The sequence below is a fragment of the Streptomyces sp. NPDC094448 genome (genome assembly GCF_044763775.1).
Classification (GTDB): domain Bacteria; phylum Actinomycetota; class Actinomycetes; order Streptomycetales; family Streptomycetaceae; genus Streptomyces.
Genome location: NZ_JBIWGU010000003.1, coordinates 366,134 through 389,891, shown reverse-complemented (window position 1 = coordinate 389,891; position 23,758 = coordinate 366,134). Strand labels below are relative to the sequence as shown.

Genomic DNA, 23,758 nt, shown 5'->3' with positions numbered 1-23,758 from the left:
GGGGCCCCCGCCCCCCCCCCCCCCCCCCCCGGCCCGCCCCCCGGGGGGGCGGGGGGGGGGGGCGCCCCCCCCCCCCCCCCGGGGGGGCCGCCCCCCCCCGCCCCCCCCCCCCCCGGCCGGGGTCTCAGCCCTCGGTCCAGCCGTGGTTCTTGCCGAACTGGAGCAGCCCCTGACGGATCTGGAGGATCTGCTCGGCGGTCAGCGTCGGCGCGGACCTCAGCAGCAGCTCCGTGATCTCGCTCTTGAACTCCTCCGGAGTGAATACGTCGCAGAGCGGATCCTCGCCGTCCACGACGGGCCGTGCAACGGACACCGGGGCCACACCCGGCGGGACGGCGTGGCCCGCCGCGCCGTCCAGGAACTTCACCGACGAGGCCTTCAGCCCGCGGTCACCCTCTTCGATCTCGAACTCCACGGCCAGACCCGAGCGCACGTACTGCTCGGGAATCAGCAGATCGTTCACGTGCAGGAAGACGTCCTCCCCACCGTGATCGGGAGCGATGAAGCCGTAACCCCGCATACCGTCGAACCGCACCACACGACCGGCAACCATGCCAACAACCCCCAAACCGATCCGGACCCTGTGCCCGGATGAACACCTTGCGATAGACCATAAGCCACCGGACCTTCCGGGAGCACCCCCTCGCCGTGGCGGGTGGGACGCCCGACGGCCGGTGGGCGCCACCGCCGAGGGCCGCGCTGGCCGCGCCCCGTTGGCGGCGACCGGGGTCCCGGGCGGCGGTAGCCTCCTCCGGGCGGCCGCGCCGCCGCTGTGGTCAAATGTGAAGAGCCGTACGGAAAGCGGAGGTTGTCACCGGTCAGGGGAGGCCGGGGCGACCGGCCGGACGGTGCGCAGGCCGACGGGCGGAGCCAGGGGGAGTGGTGGCAGGTGGGCCAACGGCACGGACGAACGGTATCCGGGGACCCTCGGCGCCTTCGGGGACCCCGGTGCGCCGGGCCGGGTCCGGAAAGCCCCGCCCTCGGTGCTTCGCCCGGCCGGTGCTGACCCGTGCGGAGTACTGACTACTATCTGCCCGCCGCGGCCCTGACGATCGCCTTCGCCGCCAAACTGCCGTCCCTCCGGCACAACTGGCGCGACCCCCTGGTGCGCTGTGTCTGCTTCCTGGTCTTCACCGCCGCCACCTGCTTCTTCTTCGCCGCGCCGCCCACCATCACCGCCGTCAACCGCATCACCGGCGTCCCGAACTTCTCGGGCCCGCTGGTGTACGTGATCATGGGGTCCTTCAGCTGTGCCTGCCTGGTTCTCGTCGTCAACTGGCGCGGCGGCCCCGAAGACCGGGTACGGCGCAGCTCCCGGGCCTGGCTGGCGCTGTACGCGGTCGTCATCACCGCTCTCCCGGTGCTGTTCGCGCTCGGGGACGCGCCGGTGGAGCGGCTGCGCGACCTGGACACGTACTACGCCACCACTCCGTACATCCGAGAGATGATCATCACCTATCTCGGTGCCCATCTGGTGTCCGCCGTGGTGACGACATGGCTGTGCCTGCGCTGGGCGAGGGCGGTCACCGGCTGGCTGCGGGCCGGACTCATCGTCCTCGTCGCCGGATTCGGCCTCAATCTGGCGTTCGCCGTCACCAAACTGTCCGCCGTGGTGGCCCGCTGGACCGGCCGGAACTGGGACCACCTCAGCACCACCGTCGCACCCCCGATCGTCGCCCTCGGCGGATTCGTCGTCACCTGCGGCTTCCTGCTGCCGCTCGTCGGCCCCCGGCTCGGCGCGCTGGCCGGGGGCTGGACGGCGTATCTGCGTCTGGGCCGGCTCTGGAAGCTCCTGAACAGCACCCGCGGCGGCAGCGATACGGCGTTCCACTCCGCGATCCCCTGGTGGGCCGATGCCGATATGCGGCTGACGGTCCGGGAGACGGGTATCCACGATGCCCTGCTCCGGCTCCACCCCCGGCTCGACGACGGGGTCCGCCGACGGGCCCTCGCCGCCGCCCCGGCCGCCGCTCCGCCCGAGACCGCGAACGCCGTGGCCGTCGCGGCGATGATCCGGCATGCGGCCGCGGCCCCGGGGCCCGGCGGCGATCCGGCCCCGGAGCCCCCCGGCGACCACGACGCCGCCGGGGCCGACGCCCTGGCGGAGTTCCTCGGCCCCGGCCGCCGCCGGCTGCTCCTGCTCTCCAAAGTCCTCACCTCCACCGCGGTCAACGCCGCACTCTCCGTCGCGCCGGAGCCCCCGGCCCGCCCAGAAAGCCGATCCGCGTCATGACTTCTCCCTCCTCGCCCGCACCCGTCCGCCCGGAGGGCACCCGGGCCCCGCGCCGCCCCGGCCGCGCCGTCGTCATCGGCGGCGGAATGGCCGGAATGCTCGCCGCGCAGGTTCTGACCCGCCACGCCGACGAGGTCACCGTGGTGGAACGGGGCGAACTCCCGGACGGCCCCCGCCCGCGCCGCGAACTGCCCCAGGCCCGGCATGTGCATGTGCTCTACTCCGGCGGCGCCCGGGTCGTCGAAGAGCTGATACCGGGCATCACCGAGGACTGGATAGCGGCCGGGGCCCGCCGGATCCCCCTCCCCACCGGACTGGTGTCGTACACCGCCCAGGGCTGGCTCAGGCGCTGGCCCGTCGAGATGCAGTACATGATCGCCTGCACCCGTGATCTGCTGGACTGGGTGGTGCGCCGCCGGGTGCTCGGCCATCCGCGGATCCGGCTGCTGGACGGTCACGAGCTGACCGGTCTGCTCGGCACCCGCCACGGTGTGACCGGGGTCCGGGTCCGGACCTCGGCGGGAGTCGTACGCCATCTGGACGCCGATCTCGTCGTCGACGCTTCGGGCGCCTCCTCCCGGGCCCGGACCTGGCTGGCGGAGATCGGCGCCGGCGCGGTCGACGAGGAGACCGTCGACTCCGGGCTGGTCTACGCGAGTCGCTTCTACCGGGCCCCGGCCGGGGCGGAGAACTTCCCGGTCGTCAATGTGCAGTCCGTACCGCGGGAGCCGGTCCCGGGCCGGACCGCCACCATCGTGCCCGTGGAGGACCGCCGCTGGCTGGTCACCCTCTCCGGGACCCGCGGCGGCGAACCCACCCGTGACCCGGAGCTTTTCGAGGTCTTCGCCCGCGGAGTCCGGCACCCCGTCGTCGCCGATCTCCTCTCCCGTACCACCGCACTCCCCGGTGACATCGCTGTCAGCCGGAGCACGGTCAACGGCCGCCGGTACTTCGAGCGCGCGACCCACTGGCCGGAACGTTTCCTCGCCATCGGGGACTCCGTCGCCACCTACAACCCGCTGTACGGACAGGGGATGAGCGTCGCCGCCCAGGGAGTGGCCGCGATGGACCGCGAACTGGCCCGAGCGGGACGGCTCTCCGCGCCCGGTCTCGCCTGCCGGGTGCAGCGCGCGGTGGCCGGACCAGTCTCCGTCGCCTGGCAGATGGCGACCTCCCAGGACATCCTCTACCCGGGGGCGAAGGGCAGACGGCCCGGCCGTTCGACCACCCTCGTGGGGGCGTACGCCGACCGGGTCACCCGGGCCGCCACCGGCCGGATGAGCGTCACCCAGGCGTTCCTCGACGTCATCACCCTCTCCGAACCCGCCACCCGGTGGCTCGACCCGGACGTCGTGGTGGCCACGCTCCGCGGCCCGGGCCGCCCGAGCCTCACCGCGCCGACCCTGACCGCCAAGGAGTGGGAGGCCGTCGGCCCGGCCCCCGGCGCACGTTAGCCACCGGTCCCGGGCCGCGGAACCGCCCGCTCACCGGGGCATACCGGCCACTTTTCCCGCGCTGTGGCGGAGCACCCCCGGCCGTCCCTAGAGTGAATGCGGACCATCGCGCCCCGGGCACCGCGGCGGGAGGTCCACCGGGCGAACGGACCTCCGGCCCGTCCGATACGAGCTTCCGGGGAGTGGCACGTGGGCACCAGGCGCGATATGCGCAGACTCCGGGGCGAGCTGGCACGGGCGGTGGAGCGGGAGCGGCCGCCGGCGGAGCCCGGGGCCGTGTTCACCGTCCTGTGCGACCGGCTCAGCGGGCTCCGCGAGCGTCCCGTGCTGCACCGGCTCGTCCCCTTCCCGCCCGGTACCGCCAGCGGCCTCTACCTCGACACCGCCGACCGGGACATCATCTGCGTCGAGGAACGCACCAGCCTGCTGCACCAGTTGGTGATCTTCGGGCACGAGGTGTGGCATATGGCCGCAGGGCACTGTTCGGGCCATCCCGACCGCACCACCATGGCCGCGCGGGTCATCGTCCGTGACGCGGATCTGACCGCCGCCGTCCAGCGGCTGGCCCTGCGCAACGGCTTCGTGGCCGCGGAGGAGGCCGAGGCCGAGCAGTTCGGCGTCGGCCTCGCCACCCGGCTGCGGTCCTGGGCGGAGCAGGACGGCACCGCCCCGGACAGTCCCCTGGCGCGCCGCATCCAGGAGACGCTCGCCCACACCGGGCCGGGCGGCGGGCCCCTGCGCCGCCCCGGCCACGCTCCGTTAGCCGGACCCCGGCCACCGGGGAAGACCACCGCGGGCCGTCCGGGCGGGACGGACTGACCGCACCGTGCGCAGCAGCGACTACTACGTTCCCTCGGCCTTCCTCGCCCTGGTCTTCGTCGCCAAACTGCCCGCGCTGGTGCGCGGGAGGAACAATCCGCTCATCCGCTCCGTGTGCGCCCTCGTCGGCACCGCGGGCCTCTGCTTCTTCTTCGGCGCGCCGCCCACCATCTCCGCCGTCAACGAACTGACCGGCATCCCCAATGTGTCCGGCCCCCTGGTCTACATGATCATGGGGGTCTTCGACTGCTCCTGCCTCGTCCTGATCGTCAACTGGCGGGGCGGGCCGCCGGACCGGGTCCGCCGCCGCACCCGGCAGTGGATCGCGGTCTACGCGGTGGCCACGGTCGCCCTGCCCGTCCTGTTCTTCCTGGGCGAGGCCCCCGAGGAGCGGTTGCGCGATCTGGACACGTACTACGCCACCACTCCGTACATCCGCGAGATGATCGTCCTCTATCTCGGGGCGCATCTGCTCTCCGCGACCGTCACCACGGTGCTCTGTCTGCGCTGGGCGCGCCATGTCGGCGGCTGGCTGCGGGCCGGACTGACCGTACTGGTCTGCGGATTCGTCCTCAACTGGGCCTTCAGCGCCACCAAGCTGACGGCCGTCGTCGCCGCTTGGTGCGGCCGCGACCTGTCGGGCCTGAGCACCGGCGCCGCACCGCCCGTCGCCGCCGTCGGCGCGCTCGTCACCGCGGTCGGCTTCCTGCTCCCGCTGATCGGTCCCCGCCTGGAGGAGCAGGCGACCGCCTGGACCGCCTACCGGCGACTGGCGCCGCTGTGGCGGCTGCTCCGTACGACACCGGGGGAGACCGGCGGTCCGGCGGGCGCGTCCTGGTGGGCATCGCCGCGGACCCGCCGTACCGTCCGGGAGACGCTGATCCACGACCGGCTGCTCACGCTCGGGCCGCGTCTCGACGACGGGGTACGGCAGCGGGCCGCCGAACGCGCCGCAGCGGAGGGGGCGTCCGCCGGGAACGCCGCTGTCGCCGGGCTTGCCGCGATGGTCCGCGCGGCCGTCGCGGAGACGGAGACGGAGACGGGGGCGGCCGCACCGGAACCGGAGGAGACCGGGACGGCGGACCGGCCCGACTGGGGCGTCTCGGCCGGGGCCGCGGCGCTGATGGCGGCGGTACGGCCCGGCAGCGGCGGTCTCGTGCCCCTGGCCAGGGCGGTGGGACGGGCGGAGTGTTCGGAGTGCGGGGGCGGCGGCGCCGCGGACCCCGGAGTGCGCCGCCCCCCGCCCGTCCGATCGGGCCGATGACGGAGATCTGGTGGTCGGCCGCCGTGCAGCGGCCCATCACGGCCTCGGCGCCGGCGTCCGGGCCGCCGTCCCCGATACCCGCACAGCCCTGCCCGTCGACCCGCAGGACGAAGGTGTTCCCGCCCGGCGGCCCGGCGCGTTCGCCCGGACCGGTCTCCCTCAGGCGTCCGGTGCCACCGGCGGCTGCGGAGGCGTTGCCGGCCGGGAGCCGTGCGGCACCGGGCAGCCGCGGATCCCGGGCACCGGGAACGTGCCCAACTCCGCCGGCCGGTAGCCCTGCGGATAGCCCTTGATCTCACGGTTCTGCCGTGCGAAGTGCGGTGTCCGGCGCGGCGGCAGCAGCCGTACCGCCCGCGCCCGCAGCTTCAGCGCCCCCTCGACCGTCCGGCGCAGCGCCGGGGAGGGCGCCGGGAAGCGGAAGGCCTCTCGCAGCGGCCCGTCCAACAGGGAGATCGTGGCCGCCCGCAGGCCCGGTGCCAGCGGACCGGGATACCAGGACGTCATCAGGTCCAGCGTGGCGTCGGCGACCGCCCGGCCGCCCTCGTCCCAGCCGAAGTGCCGGGCCTCGTAGTCGTCGAGGTACCGCTCGAACTCCGCGAAGGTCTCCGGGATCTCCGGGATTCCCATATGCCGGCCGAGCTGCCGGTAGTAGGCGGTACAGGCCCGCAGCTCATGCGGGGTCAGCGGGCGCCAGCCGTAGCGGTCCAGCCAGCGTTTGGGCACCACGACGAAGGTGGCGAGCACATAGCGCATATCGTCGTCGCCGATGTCGTAACTGCGGTGCATGGCGTTGATCCGGCGGATCGCCGTCCGCCCCTGTTCGCTCGCGAAGCCGTGCTCCACGACCGCGTCGAGGAGCAGCGCGGTGTCGTCGTACCGCTTCTGGGGCCGCTCGGTGAACTGGGCCGTACGCAGCAGCAGGGCGCCGATGGAGGGGACGGCGTAGGTACGGAAGAGGGCCAGCTCCAGGGCCCGGGTGAAGTCCCAGGGGAACTCGTACACGGCGATGAGCCGGTACATCTCCCAGCAGTCCTGTTCCGGGTCCATCCGCCGGAGTTCCCTGAGCCGGTCGTAGCGCCGCACCGCACGTCCCCTTGTTCGCCGTTCCCTGGACGGTCATTCTCCCATCCGGCGGCCCGCACGGACGAGGGATCACGGCCGCCGAAGCGGCGGCCCCGGCGGCCCGCCCCCTCCCGCCCCCACCCGGCCCGCTCGGTCCGGCCGGGCCGCGGAAATCCTCCCGCCCCCGCCGCCCGCGGTGGCATTCCGGGCGTTTCAACAGGCATGATGGGCACAACAGTTCCACCCGCCCCGGGAGTGAGCGGACTCGTACGGAGCATCGACGTCGGGGCGCCCGGGAGGTCAGAAAGTGTCACGCCAGCTGCTCACCGTCGCGCCGGACGGAACGGGCGACTGCTCCACCATCTCCGCGGCCCTCCGCATCGCCCGGACCGGCGCGGTGATCAGCATCTTCCCCGGACGGTACGAGGAGAGCCTCACCCTCACCACCTCTCTCACCCTCACCGCGCTCGAAGGCCGCGGCACGGTCGAGCTGGCACCCCGCCGCGGTACCGCGCTGACCCTCTCCTGCGATTCCGCGATGGTCAACGACCTCGTGCTGCGCGGCCACGACAACGAACTGCCGGTCGTCGACGTCCCCCGCGGACAGCTGCTCCTCGACCGCTGCGAGGTGTACGGGGCCTCCTGGGCCGCCCTGTTCGCCCGGGGCGACGGCGCCCTCGCGGTACGCCAGTGCCGTATCGAGAACCCCCAGGGCGCCGGGGTCGTGACCACCGCAGTCCCCGAGAGCCTGCTGGAGGAGTGCGTCGTCGAACACCTCGGCACCTCCGCCGTGGTCGCGGGCGAGGAGGGCCGGCTCTCCCTGCGCGGCGGAAAGCTGCGCGACGCCCGCGGCAACGGGGTACTCGCCAACGGCCGGGCCCGGGTCCGGGTCGAGGCGTGCGAGATCTCGGCCACCGACAAACCCGGCGTCGCCGCCGAGGAACAGAGCGCCGTCACCCTCCTCCGTACCACCGTCACCGACTGCGCCGTCGGCGTCTTCGCCAACTCCTCGGGCACCACGCTCCTGGAGGACGTCACCGTACGGAACAGCGGCGGCCACGGCTTCGTCGTCGGCGGCGGAGCCGCGCCCACCCTGCGCCGCTGCCGTACCGAACGCACCGCCGGAAACGCCCTGCTCGTCACCGAGCGCAGCCGGGGCACCGTCGAGGACTGCGTCTTCACCGCCGCCCGGGACGCGGCCGTCCGGGTCGCCGGATTCTCCTCCCCGCAGCTCACCGCCACCGTCGTCCGCGACGCCGAATCGACCGGAGTGCTGCTGGAGGAGGACTCCGCCGCGGAGACCGACCGGCTGGAGGTCACCGGCAGCGGCGGCAGCGGCATCGTCATCCGCGCCGGAGCCAACCCCCTGCTGCGCCGCTCCACGGTGACCCGCGCCGGGGGCCACGGCATCGAGGTCCTCAAGGACGGCCGCGGCCGACTGGAGGAGTGCCTGGTCGAGGGGAGCGGCGGCGCCGGGATCCATGTCTCGGGCCACGGCAGCCTCTACCTCGGCCAGGGCCGGATCCGCGGCGGTACCGGCCCCGCGGTGCACATCGGTGCCCTCGGTGCCCTCGCCGTCCGCGACCTCGACGTCCAGGACTGCCCCGCCGACGGTATCCGCGTCGACGACCAGGGCGAACTGACCGCCACCCGGGCCACGGTCCGGGACCCCGGCGAACACGGCGTACGGATCGCGGAGGGGGCCCGTGCCTCCCTGAACTCCTGCGAGGCCACCGGCGCCGGCGCCGACGGGATCCGGATCGAAGGCCCCGGACCCGTATCCCTCGTCGACTGCGCGGTCCGCGACAACAAGGGCAGCGGGCTGCGCCAGACCGTCGCCGGTGACCGGGTCGCGGTGGAACGACTGACCAGCACCGGGAACGGCGCTCCCGACGCCTTCGGCAGCGCCGCCGAAGCGGAAGCCGCCGGAGACGGCCGGCTGCCCGGCGGCGCCCCCGTCACCGGCGGTACCGCCGATGCCCCGGACGGGCCCGTCGCCGAACTGGAATCGCTGATCGGCCTCGACGATGTCAAACACCAGGTCCTGACCCTGATCAACCTCAACCGGATGGCGCAGCGCCGCGCCGGGCTCGGGATGCCCGCGCCGCCGATGAGCCGGCATCTGATCTTCGCGGGCCCGCCCGGCACCGGCAAGACCACCGTCGCCCGCCTCTACGGCTCCATCCTCGCCTCCCTCGGCGTGCTGCCGTCCGGCCATCTCGTCGAGGTCTCCCGCGCCGACCTCGTCGCCCAGATCATCGGCGGCACGGCCATCAAGACCACGGAGACCTTCAACCGGGCCCTCGGCGGCGTCCTCTTCATCGACGAGGCGTACACCCTGCTCTCCGACTCCGGCGGTTCGGGCGCCGACTTCGGCCGCGAGGCCATCGACACCCTGGTCAAACTGATGGAGGACCACCGCGACGACATCGTGGTGGTGGCCGCCGGATACCCCAAGGAGATGACGGACTTCCTCGCCTCCAATCCCGGTCTCGCCTCCCGCTTCACCCGCAGCGTCGAGTTCACCGACTACACCTCCGAGGAACTCGTCACCATCGTGGACCGGATGTGCTCCGCACACCGTTACGAACTCGACGGCGATGCCCGCGCCGCGCTCCGCGGCCACTTCGAGCGCATGCCCAGGGACGCCTCCTTCGGCAACGGCCGCACCGCCCGCAAGGTCTTCGAGGAGATGGTCGACCGCCAGGCGTCCCGCCTCGCCGTCCGCGGCGACGTCGGCGAACGGGACCTCGCCCTGCTGACCGCCGAGGACGTCGGACCGTCCGCCGCCTCCGGCGCCGGGGCCGACGACGGCCAGGACCCCCTGCTGCGGCTGGAGGCCCTGACCGGACTCGCGGCCGTCAAACGCGAGGTCGGCGATCTGGTCAACCTGCTCGCCACCGCCCGCCGCCGGGCCGCGGCAGGCCTCCCGGCGCCCCGGATCAGCAACCACCTCGTCTTCGCGGGCCCACCCGGCACCGGCAAGACCACCGTCGCCCGCCTCTACGGCGAACTGCTCGCCTCCCTGGAAGTGCTGCCGCGCGGCCAGCTGGTGGAGGTGTCCCGGGCCGATCTGGTCGGCCGGTACGTCGGCCACACCGCCCAGCTGACCAAGGAGGTCTTCCAGCGGGCGATCGGCGGCGTCCTCTTCATCGACGAGGCCTACACCCTCACCCCCGCGTCCGCCGGGGCCGGTTCCTCGGACTTCGGCCAGGAAGCCGTGGACACCCTGCTGAAGCTGATGGAGGACCACCGGGACGAGGTCGTGGTGATCGCCGCCGGCTACACCGAGGAGATGGACCGCTTCCTGAACTCCAATCCGGGTCTCGCCTCCCGCTTCACCCGGACCGTGGAATTCCCCGACTACTCCTCCGACGAACTGGTCACCATCGTCCGGCAGCACGCCGTGGACAACGGCTACGAATGCGCCCCCGGCACGGCCGCCGATCTGCGCGCCCACTTCGAGTCGATCCCGCGCGGCCGCACCTTCGGCAACGCCCGGCTCGCCCGGCAGACCCTGGAGACCATGATGACCCGTCAGGCGCGGCGGCTCAGTGCGGTGCCCGCACCCACCCTCGACGATCTGCGTCTGCTGCTTCCCCAAGACCTCTGCGGGGACTGACCGAGCCGCCCTGTCACCGGTGCGGGGCCCGCTTCCCCGACTCCTCGAACCCCGAAGTGAGGACCGTTCCTTTGCGCCGCCGTACCACCGCGCTGCTCGGCCTGGTCACCCTCGCCGTGCTGCTGCCACCGCCCGCCGCGTTCGCGGACCCCACCGCTCCGGCCGGCGGGGGCGAGAGCGGGACGACCACCCTGCCGGGCATGCCGGAGCGGCTGCCCCCGGGGCAGGACGGCTGCACCACCCACCGCGGCCGGCCGACGCCGGCCGCGCCGTGGACGCGCCGCGCCCTCGGTCTCGACCAGGTGTGGAAGCTTTCGCAGGGGCGGGGGACGACGGTCGCGGTGGTCGGCACCGGGGTCAGCGCCGCCCCTGCCGTGCTCGCGGGCCGGGTCACCGCCCTCGGCGCCGCGGGCCGCGACTGCGTGGGCCGGGGGACGTTCCAGGCCGGGCTGGTCGCCGGGGCGAGCCTGCCGGGGCAGGGGTTCTCCGGGGTGGCGCCCGCCGCGCGGATCCTGGCGGTCCGGGGCACGGGGGAGCGGGGGGAGCCGGATCCCGCCCTGCTCGCGGCCGGGGTCCGGAAGGCCGCCGAGGCAGGCGCCGATGTGATCACCGTGACCGCGCCGCTGGACGGCTCCCTTCCGGCGGTACGGGCGGCGATGGCCGCCGCCGCCCGCAGCGACAGCCTCGTCGTCGTCCCCGCCGCCGTGGACGCCGCTCCGCGGGAAGGCTCCGGCGGCAGCCAGGGACCGCCCGCCCCGGCACCGCCGCCCGAGGCACTGGCGGTACTGGACAGCGGTCCGCAGGGGGTCCGGAATCCGGCGGCGCCCGGCTACACCCGGGCCGATCTCACGGCCCCGGGGGCGGCCCTCGTCGGCCCGGGACCGGTGGGCGACGGGAAGTGGACGGCATCGGGCTCCTCCCTGGCGGCCGCGGTGACGGCGGGGGCGGCGGCCCTGGTCCGCTCCTACCATCCGGCGCTCCGGGCGGACCAGGTCCGGGAGCGGCTGCTGGCCGGTGCCTATCCGGGTGCCGGACTGCCGGCCCTGGACCCGTACGGCGCGGTGTCGGGACCGGCCCGCCCGGCGGCCGCCGCCCCCGCCGCGGAGAAGCCCGTCGCGCTGCCGGAGCCGACCGGCACCGGCGCGGCACGGTCCACGGCCCTGCTGGTGACGGCCGCTTCGATCGGCACGATCCTGGCGGTCGCCTTCGCCGCGGCGGTCCTGCCGCGCGGCCGGGCCCGCAACTGGCGCCCCGGCCGCTACGAGGCGGACCGCCGGACCCGGTGACGGGTGCGCCGGCCGCCGGGCGGTCGGAAGGTCACCCCGGCCCGCGGCGCCCGGCACGCACACTCTCCGGTGCCCTCCGGCCCCGGGCGCGGTAGCCCGGGGGCGTACCCCATGTGGACGAGCAGAGCCCCCTCACCTCGCCGGGTCCCCGCCGCCTCGCGGTCGCACGCACCTGGGGCCGCGCCCCCGTCCGCAGGCCCGGCCCCGCGGGCGGACGGCCCCGTGTTGCGGACCCGGACCGGCCCTACTCCCCGTCCCCTCCCGGCTCCTCCACCACCTCGTCGGGCAGGGCGAGCTGCATCATCCCCGGCTTGCGCCGGACCACGCTCTGCGCCCGGCCCGGCGGCAGGATCCGGGACCGTACCCCGTCGACGACCTGGCCTTCGGACGGCGGGCAGGACAGCAGCAGCGCCGAGGTGTTGACCTCCTGGAGCTTCCGTACGAGGGGATCCTGGCGGCCCGCGCCGGAGGCGGCGCGGGCGACGACCACGTGGAGTCCCACCTCGTACCCGAGGGGAAGGTGCGTCAGAAGCGGTTCGAGGGGGCTGTCGAAACCGGAGCCGACGAGTTCGTAGTCGTCGACGAGGACGAACAGCCGGGGGCCCTCCCACCAGTCCGCCCGCCGCATCCGCGCGGGGGAGATATCGGCGCCCGGCGTCCGTTCGGCCATCGCGCGGGCCACCCCGCCCACGTACTCGCGCAGCGGAACCGAGGAGACGGCGTGGCCGAGACGGTACTCCTCGGGGATCGCGGCGATCAGTTCCCGCCGGAAGTCCGCGACCAGGAACCGTGCCTCGTCCGGGGTGTGCCGGGCCATGATCCGCTGGGCGATCAGCCGCAGTGCGCTGGTCTTGCCGCTCTCGGTGTCGCCCACCAGATAGAGGTGCGGGCTCTGGGTGAAGTCGTGCCGGACCGGCTCCAGTTCGGCCTGGTCGAGGCCGATGGTGATGCGCAGCGGATCGGGCCCGTCGGGCAGGTCCGCCGCCGCCAGCCTGGTGGGCAGCATCCGCACCGGGGGCGCGGCGGGGGCGTCCCAGTGGTCGGCGACCGCCTCGACGAGATCCGCGAGGGCGTCCGCCAGATCCTCGGCCTGCTCCTGTCCGTCGATCCGCGGCAGCGCGGCCAGGAAGTGCATCTTGTCGCCGTTCAGTCCCCGCCCGGGGCTGACGGGCACGGTGGCCGCCTTGCGGACGTCGACGGTGGAGTCCATCGGATCGCCCATCCGCAGCTCCAGCTTGTTGCCGATCTGGTCCCGCAGCCACGACGGCACCTCCACCCAGCGGGAGGTGCTGATGACCAGGTGGACGCCGTAGTTCAGACCGCGGGACACGATGGCCTGGAAATGCTCCAGATCGTCCGGCATATCGGTACGGACGGTGGACCAGCCGTCGACGACGAGGAAGACGTCGCCGAACGGAGAATCGGGGAACTCGCCCCGGGCCCGCCGCCTGCGGAACGTGGCCATCGAGTCGATGCCGTGCTCCTGGAAGAACAGCTCGCGCCGGTTCAGCAGGGAGGTGACCTCCGCCAGGGTACGGGCGATGCGCTCCCGGTCGAGCCGGCCGGAGACCCCGCCGACATGGGGCAGTCCGGCCAGCGACGAGAGGGCGCCGCCGCCGAAGTCGAGGCAGTAGAACTGCGTCTCGCGCGGCGAGTGGGTGAGCGCCAGGGAGCAGATCAGGGTCCGCAGCACGGTGCTCTTGCCGCTCTGCGGGCCGCCGGCCACGGCGAGATGGCCGCCCGCACCGGACAGATCGACCATGAGGAGATCCCGTACCTGCTCGAACGGCCGGTCCACCAGACCGACCGGCACCCGCAGCCGGCCGCGGTCCGGCCAGTCGGCCGCGGTGAGACCGAGTTCCGGGTGCGGGGTCAGCGGCGGGAGCAGCGTGTCGAGGGCGGGCGGCGCGTCGAGCGGCGGCAGCCACACCTGATGGGCGGGCGGCCCGCTGCCCCGGAGCTTCTCCAGCGCGAGCCCCAGCAGACTCTCCTCATCCGATGACCCGGCCTCCGGCTCCGGCTCCGGTTCGGGGGCTGCGGGCAGCACCCGCGGCACCACCCACTCGGTACCCCAGGGCACGACCTGACGGGCGATCTGCGCCCGCCGCGCGCTGCCCAGCCGGGGAGCCTTGTAGGCGCCGGACACATAGGCGGCCCGGAACCGGGTCAGCGCCTCCACCCCGCTCTTGAGATAGCCGCTGCCCGGCTGGGAGGGCAGATGGTAGGCATCGGGTACGCCGAGGACGCCCCGGGACTCGATGGCGGAGAAGGTCCGCAGACCGATCCGGTACGAGAGGTGGCCCTCCAGCTGACTCATCCGGCCCTCCTCCAGCCGCTGGGAGGCAAGCAGCAGATGGACCCCGAGGGACCGCCCGAGCCGGCCGATCATCACGAACAGCTCCATGAAGTCGCGGTGCGCGGCCAGCAGTTCGCTGAACTCGTCGACGACGACGAAGAGACTCGGCAGCGGGGTCAGCGGGGTACCGGAGGCGCGGGCCCGCTCGTACTCCAGGACCGAGGCGTAGTTGCCCGCCTTCCGCAACAGCTCCTGGCGTCGTACGAGTTCGCCGTGGAGGGCGTCCTGCATCCGGCCGACGAGCGCGACCTCGTCGGCGAGGTTGGTGATGACGGCCGAGGTATGCGGCAGTTCGTCCATACCGAGGAAGGTCGCGCCGCCCTTGAAGTCGACGAGGACGAAGTTCAGCGTCTCGGAGGAGTGGGTGAGCGCCAGCCCCAGCACGAGCGTCCGCAGCAGTTCGCTCTTGCCGGAACCGGTGGCGCCGATCAGCATGCCGTGCGGACCCATACCGCCCTGGGCGGACTCCTTGATGTCCAGCTCGACGGGCGTACCGTCCTCGCCGACGGCGATCGGAACCCGCAGCCGGCCCCGGCCCTCGACCGGGAAGCGCCACAGCCGCGCCGGTTCGTGCCGCCGCAGATCCCCGATGCCGAGCAGCGCGGTGAGTTCCGTATCGGTCACGAACGGCTCGGACGCGATGACACCACCACCGAGGCGGTACGGGGAGAGCCGCCGGGCCAGCGTCTGCGCCGCGACCGGGCCCAGCGCATCGGGCTCACCCAGCAACGTCGACTGCTCTTTGCGATCGCGATCGGTACGGACCAGGTGCAGGCCCTCCTCGTCGAGCCGCAGCCGCAGCGTACCCCGGCCCGATTTCCACTCCAGCGCGCCCGCCAGGTCGACCAGGACCGTGTTGCGGTATCCGACGCCCGTCACCCGGTGCCCGCCGGGCACCGAGCCGCCGTCGACCACAACGACCGTGAAGGGCTCCTCCCGGCCCGGCGGAGTGTCCGGGTCGAACGGCGAACGCTGGGTGAAATCGGCCCCCAGCAGCTCCTCCAGCGACTGGAAGTCGGCCGCCGCGAGCCGCGCCTGCCCGGCCCCGTCCCGCTGGTAGCCGTGCTGGGCGTGCGGCAGCCATTTGAGCCACTCCCAATCGGCCCGCCGCTCGTCCGACACGCACAGGGCGATATTCAGCTCCTCCGGGGCGTGGAAGGCGGCGAGCTGCGCCAGCATCGCGCGGACCAGCGCCCGGGCCTGCTCCTCGTCACCCGTGACCAGCACCCGTGACCAGGCCCGCAGATACAGGGCGATGGGCTGCCCGGGAACGGTCCCGTAGGCCCGGATGAAGCTGCGCAGCGCATGGGCGGACAACGGCTCCAGATCCTCCACCGGCCGGGTCGCCAGCGGTGCCAGCCGGAGCGCGAGCTTCTGCTCGCCGACCGCCACCCGCACCTCGCTGAAGTCCTCGTCGGACGCCCGGCGCTCCCACTGCCGGCTCGTACCGCCCAGAGCCCAGAGCGCGGCCGGTTCCGGATGCCGCCAGGCGAGCGCCTTCTGCTGCTCCGCCACGGTGCCCCGGATCTTGCGGCGCATCTGCGTCAGATAGCGCAGATAGTCCCGCCGGTCACCCTTGAGTTTGCGTTTGCGTTCACTCGCGCTGCGGATCACCTGGGCCAGGATCATGACCACGGAGGAGAGCAGCATCAGCCCGATGGCGATATAGCTGAAGGCCGTGGCCTGATTGGGTCTCAGGAACATCATCAGCATCGCCAGCGAGGTGAGGCCCATCGGCAGATAGGTCCACATCGCCGAGGTGTTGGGCTCCGCCTCCGGCAGGGTCGGCGGCTCCTGGAGACTCAGCTCTCCCTCGGGCATATCGGGGCCACGGCGGCGCGCGGGCCGACGGAACAGCACGGTGCTCACGCTGGAACTCTCCTCGGGTTCTCATGTCCCGGTCGCGGCCGCGCACCCGGAACTCCGGGCGGGGCCGGTGCGGCGAGAGCGGCCGCCGGTCGGGCCAAGGGGCCCTGTGACCTGACGTGTTGCCCACGGTAGTGTGCGCTACCTCCCCTTCGGTACCCCGGCCCCTCGGATAGGTGCTGCATTCGCATGACGGAAACTTCGGGCATATCTAGCCCCGGTCTGTGCCGGTTGACGGTCAGGACCCCCCGGAGACTGCTCGACCTCGCGGTCCCGGGAGACGTCCCGCTCGCGGACCTCCTGCCGACCCTCCTCGACCACGCGGGCGAGGAACTCGCCGAGCAGGGAATCGAACACGGCGGCTGGGTGCTCCAGCGCCTCGGCGAGGACCCCCTCGACGAGGAGAGCACCCTGGAGGCGCTCGGTCTGCGCGACGGCGACATCCTGCATCTGCGGCCCCGCACCGAAGCGCTGCCCGCGATCCACTTCGACGATCTGGTCGACGGGGTCGCCGGCAGCATGCGCGAACGGCCCCACGGCTGGAACGCCCGCAGCGGCCGCCGGATGCTGCTGGGCACCGCCGGTCTGCTGCTCGCCGCGGGCTGGGTGGTCTGCGCCCTGCCCGGCGGCCCGTTCACCACCCGCGCCGCCGTCGCCGCCGCCACCGGACTGCTGGTGCTCTTCGCCGCCGGCGCGGCCTCCCGCGCGGTCGGCGACGCCGCCGCCGGAGCCGCCCTGGGCGTCTTCGTACCGCCCTATCTGGCGCTGGCCGGGGCACTGCTGACGGCCGGTGACACCACCGGCGGCGGACTGGTGACCGGCGCCGGAATGCTCGCCGCGGCCGCCGCGGCGGCGGGCGGGGCCGTCCTCGCGGTCGCCGCGGTCGCCGCCTACGTACCCTTGCTGCTCTCCCTCGCCGTCCCCGCCGCCGGCGGAGCGGTCTGGGGCATCCTGATGCTCACGCTCGACACCGGCGCCGGATCCGCCGCCGCACCCGTCGCGGTCGTCGCCGTGCTCATCGGCGGACTCGTCCCCGGGATCTCCTTCCGGCTCTCCGGACTGCGGCTCCCCGTGCTCCCGTCCAATGCCGAGGAACTCCAGGAAGGCATCGACCCGCACCCCCACGGGCACGTCGTGACCCGGACCGGCCTGGCCGAGGAGTGGATGACCGCCCTGTACGCGGCCATCGGCCTGCTGCTCACCGCGGTCCTCACCGCCCTCCTCGCCGACGACCCCGGCACCCCCGCCCGGGTCACCGCCGCGGTCCTCTGCCTGCTTCTGCTCCTCCACTCCCGCGGTATCGGCCACGCCTGGCAGCGGCCCGCCGTCATCCTCCCCGGGCTCTGCGGACTGGTGCTGATGGCCCTGACCGCGGCACCCGACCTCGCCCCCGAGCGGCGGCCCGTGCTGCTCGCCGCCCTCCTCGCCCTCGCGGGCGCCGCGGCCATCGCCTCCTGGACGGTGCCCGGCCGCCGGATGGTGCCCCACTGGGGCCGCGCCGGGGACATCCTCCACACCTGCGCGGCGGTCGCCCTGATCCCGCTGTCGCTCTGGGTGCTCGGCGTGTACGGCCGGCTGCGCGGCGTCTCGGGCTGACCCCGGGACATGACCGCTGCGGCCCCCGGCCGCACCATCCACCAACCCACGGATCAGGGCGGAGGAACACCCAGTGCAGTCCAGAAAAGACCAGGTCCAGGCGCATATGTTCGTCATGGGCCGACTCACCGGCGGTATGCTCCGCCAGGACCCCGACGCCCCCGAGACCCCGGGCGGGCGCACCAACCGCGGGCTGGCCTGGGGCATCGGACTCGCCGTCGTCCTCGTCCTCGGCTTCCTGCTCTACGGACTCATCGCACCGGCCGGCACCAAGACCTGGCGCACCTCGAACGCGCTCATCGTCCAGAAGGACACCGGCACCCGCTATCTGTACCTCGACGGCGTGCTCCGCCCGGTGCACAACTACGCCTCCGCCCGGCTGATCGCCGAGAAGACGCCCGGTACCGTCAGCGTCTCCGCGGCCTCCCTGCGCGGCGAACGGCGCGGCACCCCCGTCGGTATCCCCGGAGCCCCGGACGCCCTGCCCGGCCCCGGCGACCTGGAACGCGGCGCCTGGCAGGTCTGCGCAGAGGAACCCCTGCGCACGGGACCCGACGGCACCGGCCGGCAGACCCGTACCTCCCTGCGCCTCGGCCCGGCCGCCGACGGCGAGGCCCCCGGCCGTCAACGGGCCGTGCTGGTCCGCGCCGACGACGGCACCCGCCATCTCCTCTGGGGCGACCAGCGTCTGCGGATCGGCGGACACGGTGCCCTGCAGGCCCTCGGCTACTCCGGCACCCCACCCGTCCCGGTCTCCGCCGCCTTCCTCAGCAGCCTGCCCGCCGGAGCCGATCTGGTGGCACCCGAGGTCGACGGCCGCGGTACGCAGTCCGGCCGGACGGGGACCGCGACCGCCCGGGTCGGCCAGGTGTTCCGGCTCGAATCACCCGGTGCGGCCGGCCAGTACTTCCTGCTGGAGAAAGCCGGACTGCGGCCCCTCGGCCCGCTCGCCGCCGCCCTCGTCCTGGGCGACGCCCGCACCGCGGCCCAGGCCTACCCCGGCGCCCGGCCCACCGCACTGCCCCTGACCGCCGACGAACTGACCCGGCGCCAGGCACCGGCGGCGTCCGCGGCTCCGACCCCGGCGGACTGGCCCACCACCACCCCGCCGATCGTCCGGGCCGCCCCCGGCGCCGCGCTCTGCGCCCAGATCCAACCCGAGGGCACCACCCCCCGGATCCGGCTCGCCCTGCTCCCCGCCGCCCCCGCTTCGGTGCCCCCTGCAAGGGGCGCCGAGATCGCCCCCGCCTGTCTCCCGGTGGACGGGATCACCGTCGCCCCGGGCCGCGGGGCCCTGGTCGCCGCCCTCGGCGCGGGCGGCGGCGTCCGCGGCACGACGACCTATCTGGTCACCGATGTCGGCGTGAAGTACCGGATCGGCGAGGGCACCGCGGCCCAGCGCCTCGGCCTGAAGGGGGCAGCGGTTCAGGCCGTACCGTCACGGCTGCTCGATATGCTGCCCACCGGCCCCGAACTGGACGTCGCCGCGGCGACCGGCGCCGCCGACCGTCGAATTCCAGCCAATCGGTCCTGCCGGTAAACCACATGACGCGCCTGCACATCCTCCCGGGCGCCCCACCGTTCCGATCCCGTCGGCACGAAATGACGGAAGATCAGGAGAAGCTCAAGAAAGTCCCCCGATCATTGCCCGCGTCATCTGTCGCTCCCTAGCATCAGCCGCGTTCGGCGCGGGTTGACCGCGCCGCCTCCACGGCCTCTCCTCCGACCCAAGGACACGCCTTGACCACTGCCTCTCCCGGCCCCGGGAACATCCAGACCTCCAGCCAGCACTCCAACCAGCTCGGCCATAACGCGCTCCAGCAGGCGGAGACCGGAATCAAGCGCTCCCAGCAGGACGTCCGCACCACGATGGACGGTCTGATCAGGGCGTACGGCGGCAAGGACGGCGGCGCCTTCCAGAATCTGCTCAACGAGTGGAGCGGCCAGGTCGACCAGATCACCGCCCGGATGCGGGAAATGATGGACGCCCTCCAGCGCACCGGCCTCGCCCAGAACCGTACCCAGAGCGAGATCGAAGAGCTGATCGCCGGAGCCAAGGCCCAGCACGCCCAGCTCGGTGACAGCGCCTACGGCGCCCTGATGGGCAAGAAGGGCTGACCCGGACCCGCCCCTCCGGCCGTCCCCTTCTTCCAGTCCTGCCCGCCCTTCCCGCTCATCCCCACCGGACCACCTGGAGCTTCCGTGTCCTTCAACAGTCACCTCAACGACGGCGTCATCCACGTCGAGTACAACTCCGTCCATATGGCGGCGGAGGACATGCGCATGCAGACCAAGGCCATCCAGAACACCGTCGCCGCCCTCAACTCGGAGCTGGACGTGCTGCGCGCCGCCTGGCAGGGCATCGACGCCGCCACCTACGACGAGAAGCAGGCGGCCTGGAACGCCGCGTCCAGCGGCCTCGCGGACATCCTCACCAAGCACGGTGCCCTGCTGGAGCAGATCGTCGAGATCTACCGGAGGCACGAGAACAAGGCGGCCAGTGACTGGGGTTCGATCCGCGTCTGACGCGCGACACCACGGGCCGTCGCCCCGTTCCTCTCTTTCCCGTCCCCGCCGTAGGAGTGCGTGCAGATGAGTCCGCAAGAGGTCGACCTCTCCCACCTGGACGTGGAGGCGCTGAAGAACTTCAAGGACAGCGAGGTCAACGGGGTCCGCCGGTTCCTCGACGACCTCGCCGTGCTGATGACCGACCCCATGGACCCGTCCGATCCCGGGGGGACCGGCCGGGTCGACTCCATGCCCGACCTGGACCGGCAGGCCGGAGAGCCCGGTGCCGCCTTCGCCAAGAACCCGCTGCAACTGGGCAGGCTCGGTGCGCCGAAGGAGAAGGACAAGCTCACCGCGGCGACGCTGAAGAAGTTCTATTCGGGGTCGGTCGGGTCGCTGCACGCCGTCGAGGCTCAGCAGAAGACGCTCTTCACCGCCATCTCGCAGAATCTGCAGATCACCATCAAGGCGATGGAGGACGCCCAGGACTCCAGCCTCGACCAAGTGGAGTCGTCGAAGTTCCTCGACGACTGGGCGAGTGTCAACCAGGGGCTGACGACCAAGCCCACCAACCCCAACACCGTCTGAATTCCTCCTCCCCACCGAAGGACCCGCCCGTATGGCCGAGATAGCCCTCTGGGAGGACGTCGTCCGACCGCTCACCGGTTTCGACGGCGGAAAGCGCGAGGACGTCGGCCAGATCGGCGGAACCCCCGACTCCGACAAGTACGGGGGACGCGCCTGGCTGACGGCGGACCTCAAGTCCCGTGAGCTCTACTACCTGGCGCAGAACGTCCAGACGAAGAATCCGGAGTACAGCCCGGAACGGACCATCCAGTTCTACGACGACGCGTCATCCGACGGCTATATCCACTACTACTACGAGGCCAAGCTGTCGGTCCCCTGGTCGTCGGAGGACGGCAGCGACTTCAGTGACGGCGGAGTGGCGGGGAAGTTCGACTACTCCTACGGGAAGGCCCTGGAGACGCTGAAGACCCTGGGCACGGCCGCGACCTTCCCCGATGTCCCGGCCGGAGACAGCGTCGACCTGAACTCCTTCATCGCCACCGCCAAGTCCTTCGACGCCGTACGGAAGTTCTTCGAGGAGAAGGAGGCCGTACTGGCGGGATGGATGAAGCAGCTCGGCGAGGACGACGCCGCCTGGCGCGGTACCAGCGCCGACGCCTTCCGGGAGCTGATCGACGGGATCCACGGCGGCTACAAGAACTTCCTCACCCTCTTCGGGGCCGGAGACAACGCGCCGGCCAGCGCCTTCGTCCTCTCCGGGGCGGCCTACACCCCTACTTCCGCCGCCGGAAAGACCATCATCGAGGCGAGCAACGAGATCAAGACCGCGGCCGACGACCTCTTCAAGGCGTGGGAAGGGTGGATGAAGCACCCGAACGGGGGCTGGCTGCCCACACACCACCTCGACTACTGGCTCGACCAGGTGGCCCACTATCTCAACACCAACAACATCGCCCTGGCGGGACTCCACGCGCGCACGCAGGTGGTGGGTGTCGGCCAGAGCTTCGGAACCAGCACCAGCATCGTGGGCGTCAAGGAAGCGGGCTTCTCCATCCACCATCCGGACTTCGGGGACCTGCGGTACCCGGACGCCTGGCGGGCGCTCGGACAGAAGGCGTACCAGACCTGGGTGGGCGGCACCGGCGCCGCCGACGGCCCCATCGGGCTGAAGCAGCTCGACGATATCGCCGGACCCCTGGCGGTCCGGCTGAACAGGGCGCTCGCCACGCTCGGGGAGGCCGTCTCGTCCTTCCCGTTCACCATCGGCTTCAGCGATCTGCGGGCCCGGTTCACCGGTCGTGAGTCGGAACGAAAGGCCGAGGAGCAGCAGCGGGAGCTGGAACGCCAGAAGGAAGAGGCGGAGAAGCAGAAGAACGAGCTGGAGTCCAAGCTCGGCGGCGGTCCGCCGCCCGGTCTCGGCCCGAACGGACTCGGCAACGGCAACAACGGGTTGCTGCCCCCGCCCGGACTGGGACTGAACGGACCCGGACCCGGAACCGGAAACGGCAAGGGACCGAACCTCCCCGGCGGGCCGGACAGTCTCACCCCGCTCCCCGGTCTCGGTTCGAACGGCCCCGGCCCGGTGACCGTCCGCAACCCGGACGGTTCGGTCTCCGTCCGCAATCCGGACGGCTCGTACACGACGACGTACCCCGACGGCCGCAAGGAGACCACCCCGCCCGGCACGCTCCCGCCCGGTGCCCTGCCGCCCGGTCTGACGCCCAACCCGTCGCCCGGACTCGGCGGACTGCCGGGCTCCGGCATCGGCTCGCCCCCGTTGAAGACGGTCAAGGGTCCCGACGGCTCCACCACCTCGTACAACCAGGACGGCTCGCGCACCATCACCCACAAGGACGGCGCCGCCACCACCATCGGCCGCGACGGCACGGTGACGACGGTGAACCCCGGCGGTTCCACCACCGTGCTGCACCGGGACGGCAGCCAGTCCGTCAGCTACCCCGACGGGACGAAGACCACGTTCAAGCCCGACGGCAGCTCGGTCACGCAGTACAAGAACGGGACCGTCGTCCAGCGGGCGCCCGACGGCACACTGACGACCACGGACTCCGAGGGCAACAAGACGGTCGACCGCCCGGCGCCGGGCGAGACGGTGAAGAATCCGGACGGTTCCACCACCACGTACAACAAGGACGGCTCGGCCACCACCGTTCACGCCAACGGCATCCGGACGACCATCGGCGCCGACGGCACCATCACGACCCTCGACCCGGACGGCACCAAAACGGTCTCCCGCCTGGGGCAGAACACCTCGACCATCGAGTACGCGGACGGCTCGGTCGCCAAGGTGGAGAAGGACGGCACGGTCGTCACCACCTACAAGGACGGCAGCACCACCCGGCTCGGCCCCGACGGCACCTACACCACGACCGACCCTGACGGGAAGAAGACCACCGAGCACCTCAACCCGCTGGGCGGCAAGGCCGGCGCGATCACCCAGCACAACGTCGACGGCTCCACCACCACGCGGTATCCGGACGGCACGGTCGACCAGGAGTACAAGGACGGCCGCCGGAAGGTCACCTACCCGGACGGGCGCACGGTCACCACGGACGCCGACGGGCGCACGGTCAGCGTGACCGGCGGCAAGGGCTCGTCGGGGCTCGGGTCCAACGGCGGCGGCCGGTTCGGTGACGGCGGCTTCGACTACCTGGACCGCGAGCGGAAGAAGTCGTCGTGGGTACCGAACCTCTACAACGGCGGTACCGGCGGCAGCCAGGGTGCGGGCGGCTCCCCGCCACCCACCCTGAGCACCAACAGCATCGGCAACAGTTTCCTGCCCCCGGGCAGCGGCCCCGGGACCGGGACCGGAACCGGTTCGACGGGCAGTGGCAGTGGACGGTCGGTGGCGGTCAACGAGACGACCACCAACCGGGTCCGGCCGAACCCGGTGGCGGAGGAGACCGCGGTCCGCCGTCCCGCCACCAGCTCCGGGATGATGCCGATGATGCCGCCCCCCATGGGGGGAATGGGCGGTATGGGCGGCGGCCAGGGGAACCAGGGCGAGGAGCGCGAGCGCGCGACCTGGGTCAGCGAGGACGAAGAGGTCTGGGGCACCGACGAGGGCGGTGTCGCCGGCGTGATCGGCCGGTGACACCGTCGCCGTGGACCGGTACGAGCCGGCCCAAAAGTACGACTCGCGCCGA

Annotated in this window: 15 protein-coding genes; 12 read left to right on the top strand and 3 right to left on the bottom strand. The window is 72.8% G+C overall.

From position 1 onward, the window contains the following. Positions 1–124: 124 nt before the first annotated feature. On the bottom strand, positions 125–553 hold the full coding sequence (locus ACIQ9E_RS07800; RefSeq protein ID WP_403703585.1) for a cold-shock protein: 429 nt from the start codon (positions 551–553) through the stop codon (positions 125–127). Positions 554–1,009: 456 nt separating this feature from the next. Here ACIQ9E_RS07800 and ACIQ9E_RS07795 point away from each other — a divergent pair, with 456 nt between their 5' ends. The 4 genes from ACIQ9E_RS07795 (at position 1,010) to ACIQ9E_RS07780 (ending at position 5,770) form a co-directional block, all read left to right on the top strand. Further along, complete coding sequence (locus ACIQ9E_RS07795) at positions 1,010–2,233, top strand: MAB_1171c family putative transporter (RefSeq protein WP_403703582.1); 1,224 nt, start codon at positions 1,010–1,012, stop codon at positions 2,231–2,233. Next, positions 2,230–3,687, top strand: a complete 1,458-nt coding sequence (locus ACIQ9E_RS07790) for an FAD-dependent oxidoreductase (protein WP_403703579.1) — start codon at positions 2,230–2,232, stop codon at positions 3,685–3,687. Before ACIQ9E_RS07795 ends, ACIQ9E_RS07790 begins: the two co-directional genes overlap by 4 nt. 189 nt (positions 3,688–3,876) lie before the next feature. Then, the gene (locus tag ACIQ9E_RS07785; RefSeq protein ID WP_403703577.1) at positions 3,877–4,506 is read left to right on the top strand and encodes a toxin-antitoxin system, toxin component; all 630 of its coding nucleotides are present in this window, start codon (positions 3,877–3,879) and stop codon (positions 4,504–4,506) included. A 7-nt stretch (positions 4,507–4,513) separates the two neighbouring features. Further along, entirely contained in the window at positions 4,514–5,770 is a 1,257-nt protein-coding gene (locus tag ACIQ9E_RS07780) for an MAB_1171c family putative transporter (RefSeq protein ID WP_403703574.1), read from the top strand. Positions 5,771–5,929: 159 nt separating this feature from the next. On the opposite strand, the gene ACIQ9E_RS07775 is transcribed toward ACIQ9E_RS07780, so the two are convergent. Beyond that, the gene (locus ACIQ9E_RS07775) at positions 5,930–6,853 is read right to left on the bottom strand and encodes an oxygenase MpaB family protein (RefSeq protein WP_403703571.1); all 924 of its coding nucleotides are present in this window, start codon (positions 6,851–6,853) and stop codon (positions 5,930–5,932) included. Between the two features lie 286 nt (positions 6,854–7,139). Here ACIQ9E_RS07775 and ACIQ9E_RS07770 point away from each other — a divergent pair, with 286 nt between their 5' ends. Both ACIQ9E_RS07770 and ACIQ9E_RS07765 read left to right on the top strand, forming a co-directional pair. After that, positions 7,140–10,454, top strand: a complete 3,315-nt coding sequence (locus ACIQ9E_RS07770) for a right-handed parallel beta-helix repeat-containing protein (RefSeq protein ID WP_403703568.1) — start codon at positions 7,140–7,142, stop codon at positions 10,452–10,454. 71 nt (positions 10,455–10,525) lie between these two features. Continuing rightward, on the top strand, positions 10,526–11,740 hold the full coding sequence (locus ACIQ9E_RS07765; protein WP_403703565.1) for a S8 family serine peptidase: 1,215 nt from the start codon (positions 10,526–10,528) through the stop codon (positions 11,738–11,740). A gap of 244 nt (positions 11,741–11,984) precedes the next feature. On the opposite strand, the gene eccCa is transcribed toward ACIQ9E_RS07765, so the two are convergent. Further along, complete coding sequence (gene eccCa / locus ACIQ9E_RS07760) at positions 11,985–15,965, bottom strand: type VII secretion protein EccCa (RefSeq protein WP_403703563.1); 3,981 nt, start codon at positions 15,963–15,965, stop codon at positions 11,985–11,987. 186 nt (positions 15,966–16,151) lie between these two features. On the opposite strand from eccCa, the gene eccD reads away from it, so the two are divergent. The 6 genes from eccD to ACIQ9E_RS07730 all read left to right on the top strand — a co-directional run bounded on the left by eccD (position 16,152) and on the right by ACIQ9E_RS07730 (position 23,706). Further along, a complete protein-coding gene (eccD, locus tag ACIQ9E_RS07755; protein WP_403703560.1) occupies positions 16,152–17,558 on the top strand; it encodes a type VII secretion integral membrane protein EccD in 1,407 nt (468 codons plus the stop codon). A 73-nt stretch (positions 17,559–17,631) separates the two neighbouring features. After that, on the top strand, positions 17,632–19,098 hold the full coding sequence (gene eccB, locus ACIQ9E_RS07750) for a type VII secretion protein EccB (RefSeq protein WP_403703557.1): 1,467 nt from the start codon (positions 17,632–17,634) through the stop codon (positions 19,096–19,098). 200 nt (positions 19,099–19,298) lie between these two features. Then, complete coding sequence (locus tag ACIQ9E_RS07745) at positions 19,299–19,676, top strand: hypothetical protein (RefSeq protein WP_403703554.1); 378 nt, start codon at positions 19,299–19,301, stop codon at positions 19,674–19,676. Positions 19,677–19,760: 84 nt separating this feature from the next. After that, positions 19,761–20,084, top strand: a complete 324-nt coding sequence (locus tag ACIQ9E_RS07740) for a WXG100 family type VII secretion target (RefSeq protein ID WP_403703551.1) — start codon at positions 19,761–19,763, stop codon at positions 20,082–20,084. A gap of 66 nt (positions 20,085–20,150) precedes the next feature. Next, positions 20,151–20,654, top strand: coding sequence for a type VII secretion system-associated protein (locus ACIQ9E_RS07735; RefSeq protein ID WP_403703548.1), 504 nt, complete (start codon positions 20,151–20,153; stop codon positions 20,652–20,654). Between the two features lie 31 nt (positions 20,655–20,685). Then, complete coding sequence (locus ACIQ9E_RS07730; protein WP_403703546.1) at positions 20,686–23,706, top strand: AAWKG family protein; 3,021 nt, start codon at positions 20,686–20,688, stop codon at positions 23,704–23,706. The last annotated feature ends 52 nt before the right edge of the window (positions 23,707–23,758 follow it).

Coding starts and splice junctions, on each gene's coding strand:
- ACIQ9E_RS07800 (WP_403703585.1), bottom strand. CDS start 553: ATGGTTGCCGGTCGTGTGGTGCGGTTCGACGGTATGCGGGGTTACGGC.
- ACIQ9E_RS07790 (WP_403703579.1), top strand. CDS start 2,230: ATGACTTCTCCCTCCTCGCCCGCACCCGTCCGCCCGGAGGGCACCCGG.
- eccD (WP_403703560.1), top strand. CDS start 16,152: ATGACGGAAACTTCGGGCATATCTAGCCCCGGTCTGTGCCGGTTGACG.
- ACIQ9E_RS07735 (WP_403703548.1), top strand. CDS start 20,151: ATGAGTCCGCAAGAGGTCGACCTCTCCCACCTGGACGTGGAGGCGCTG.
- ACIQ9E_RS07730 (WP_403703546.1), top strand. CDS start 20,686: ATGGCCGAGATAGCCCTCTGGGAGGACGTCGTCCGACCGCTCACCGGT.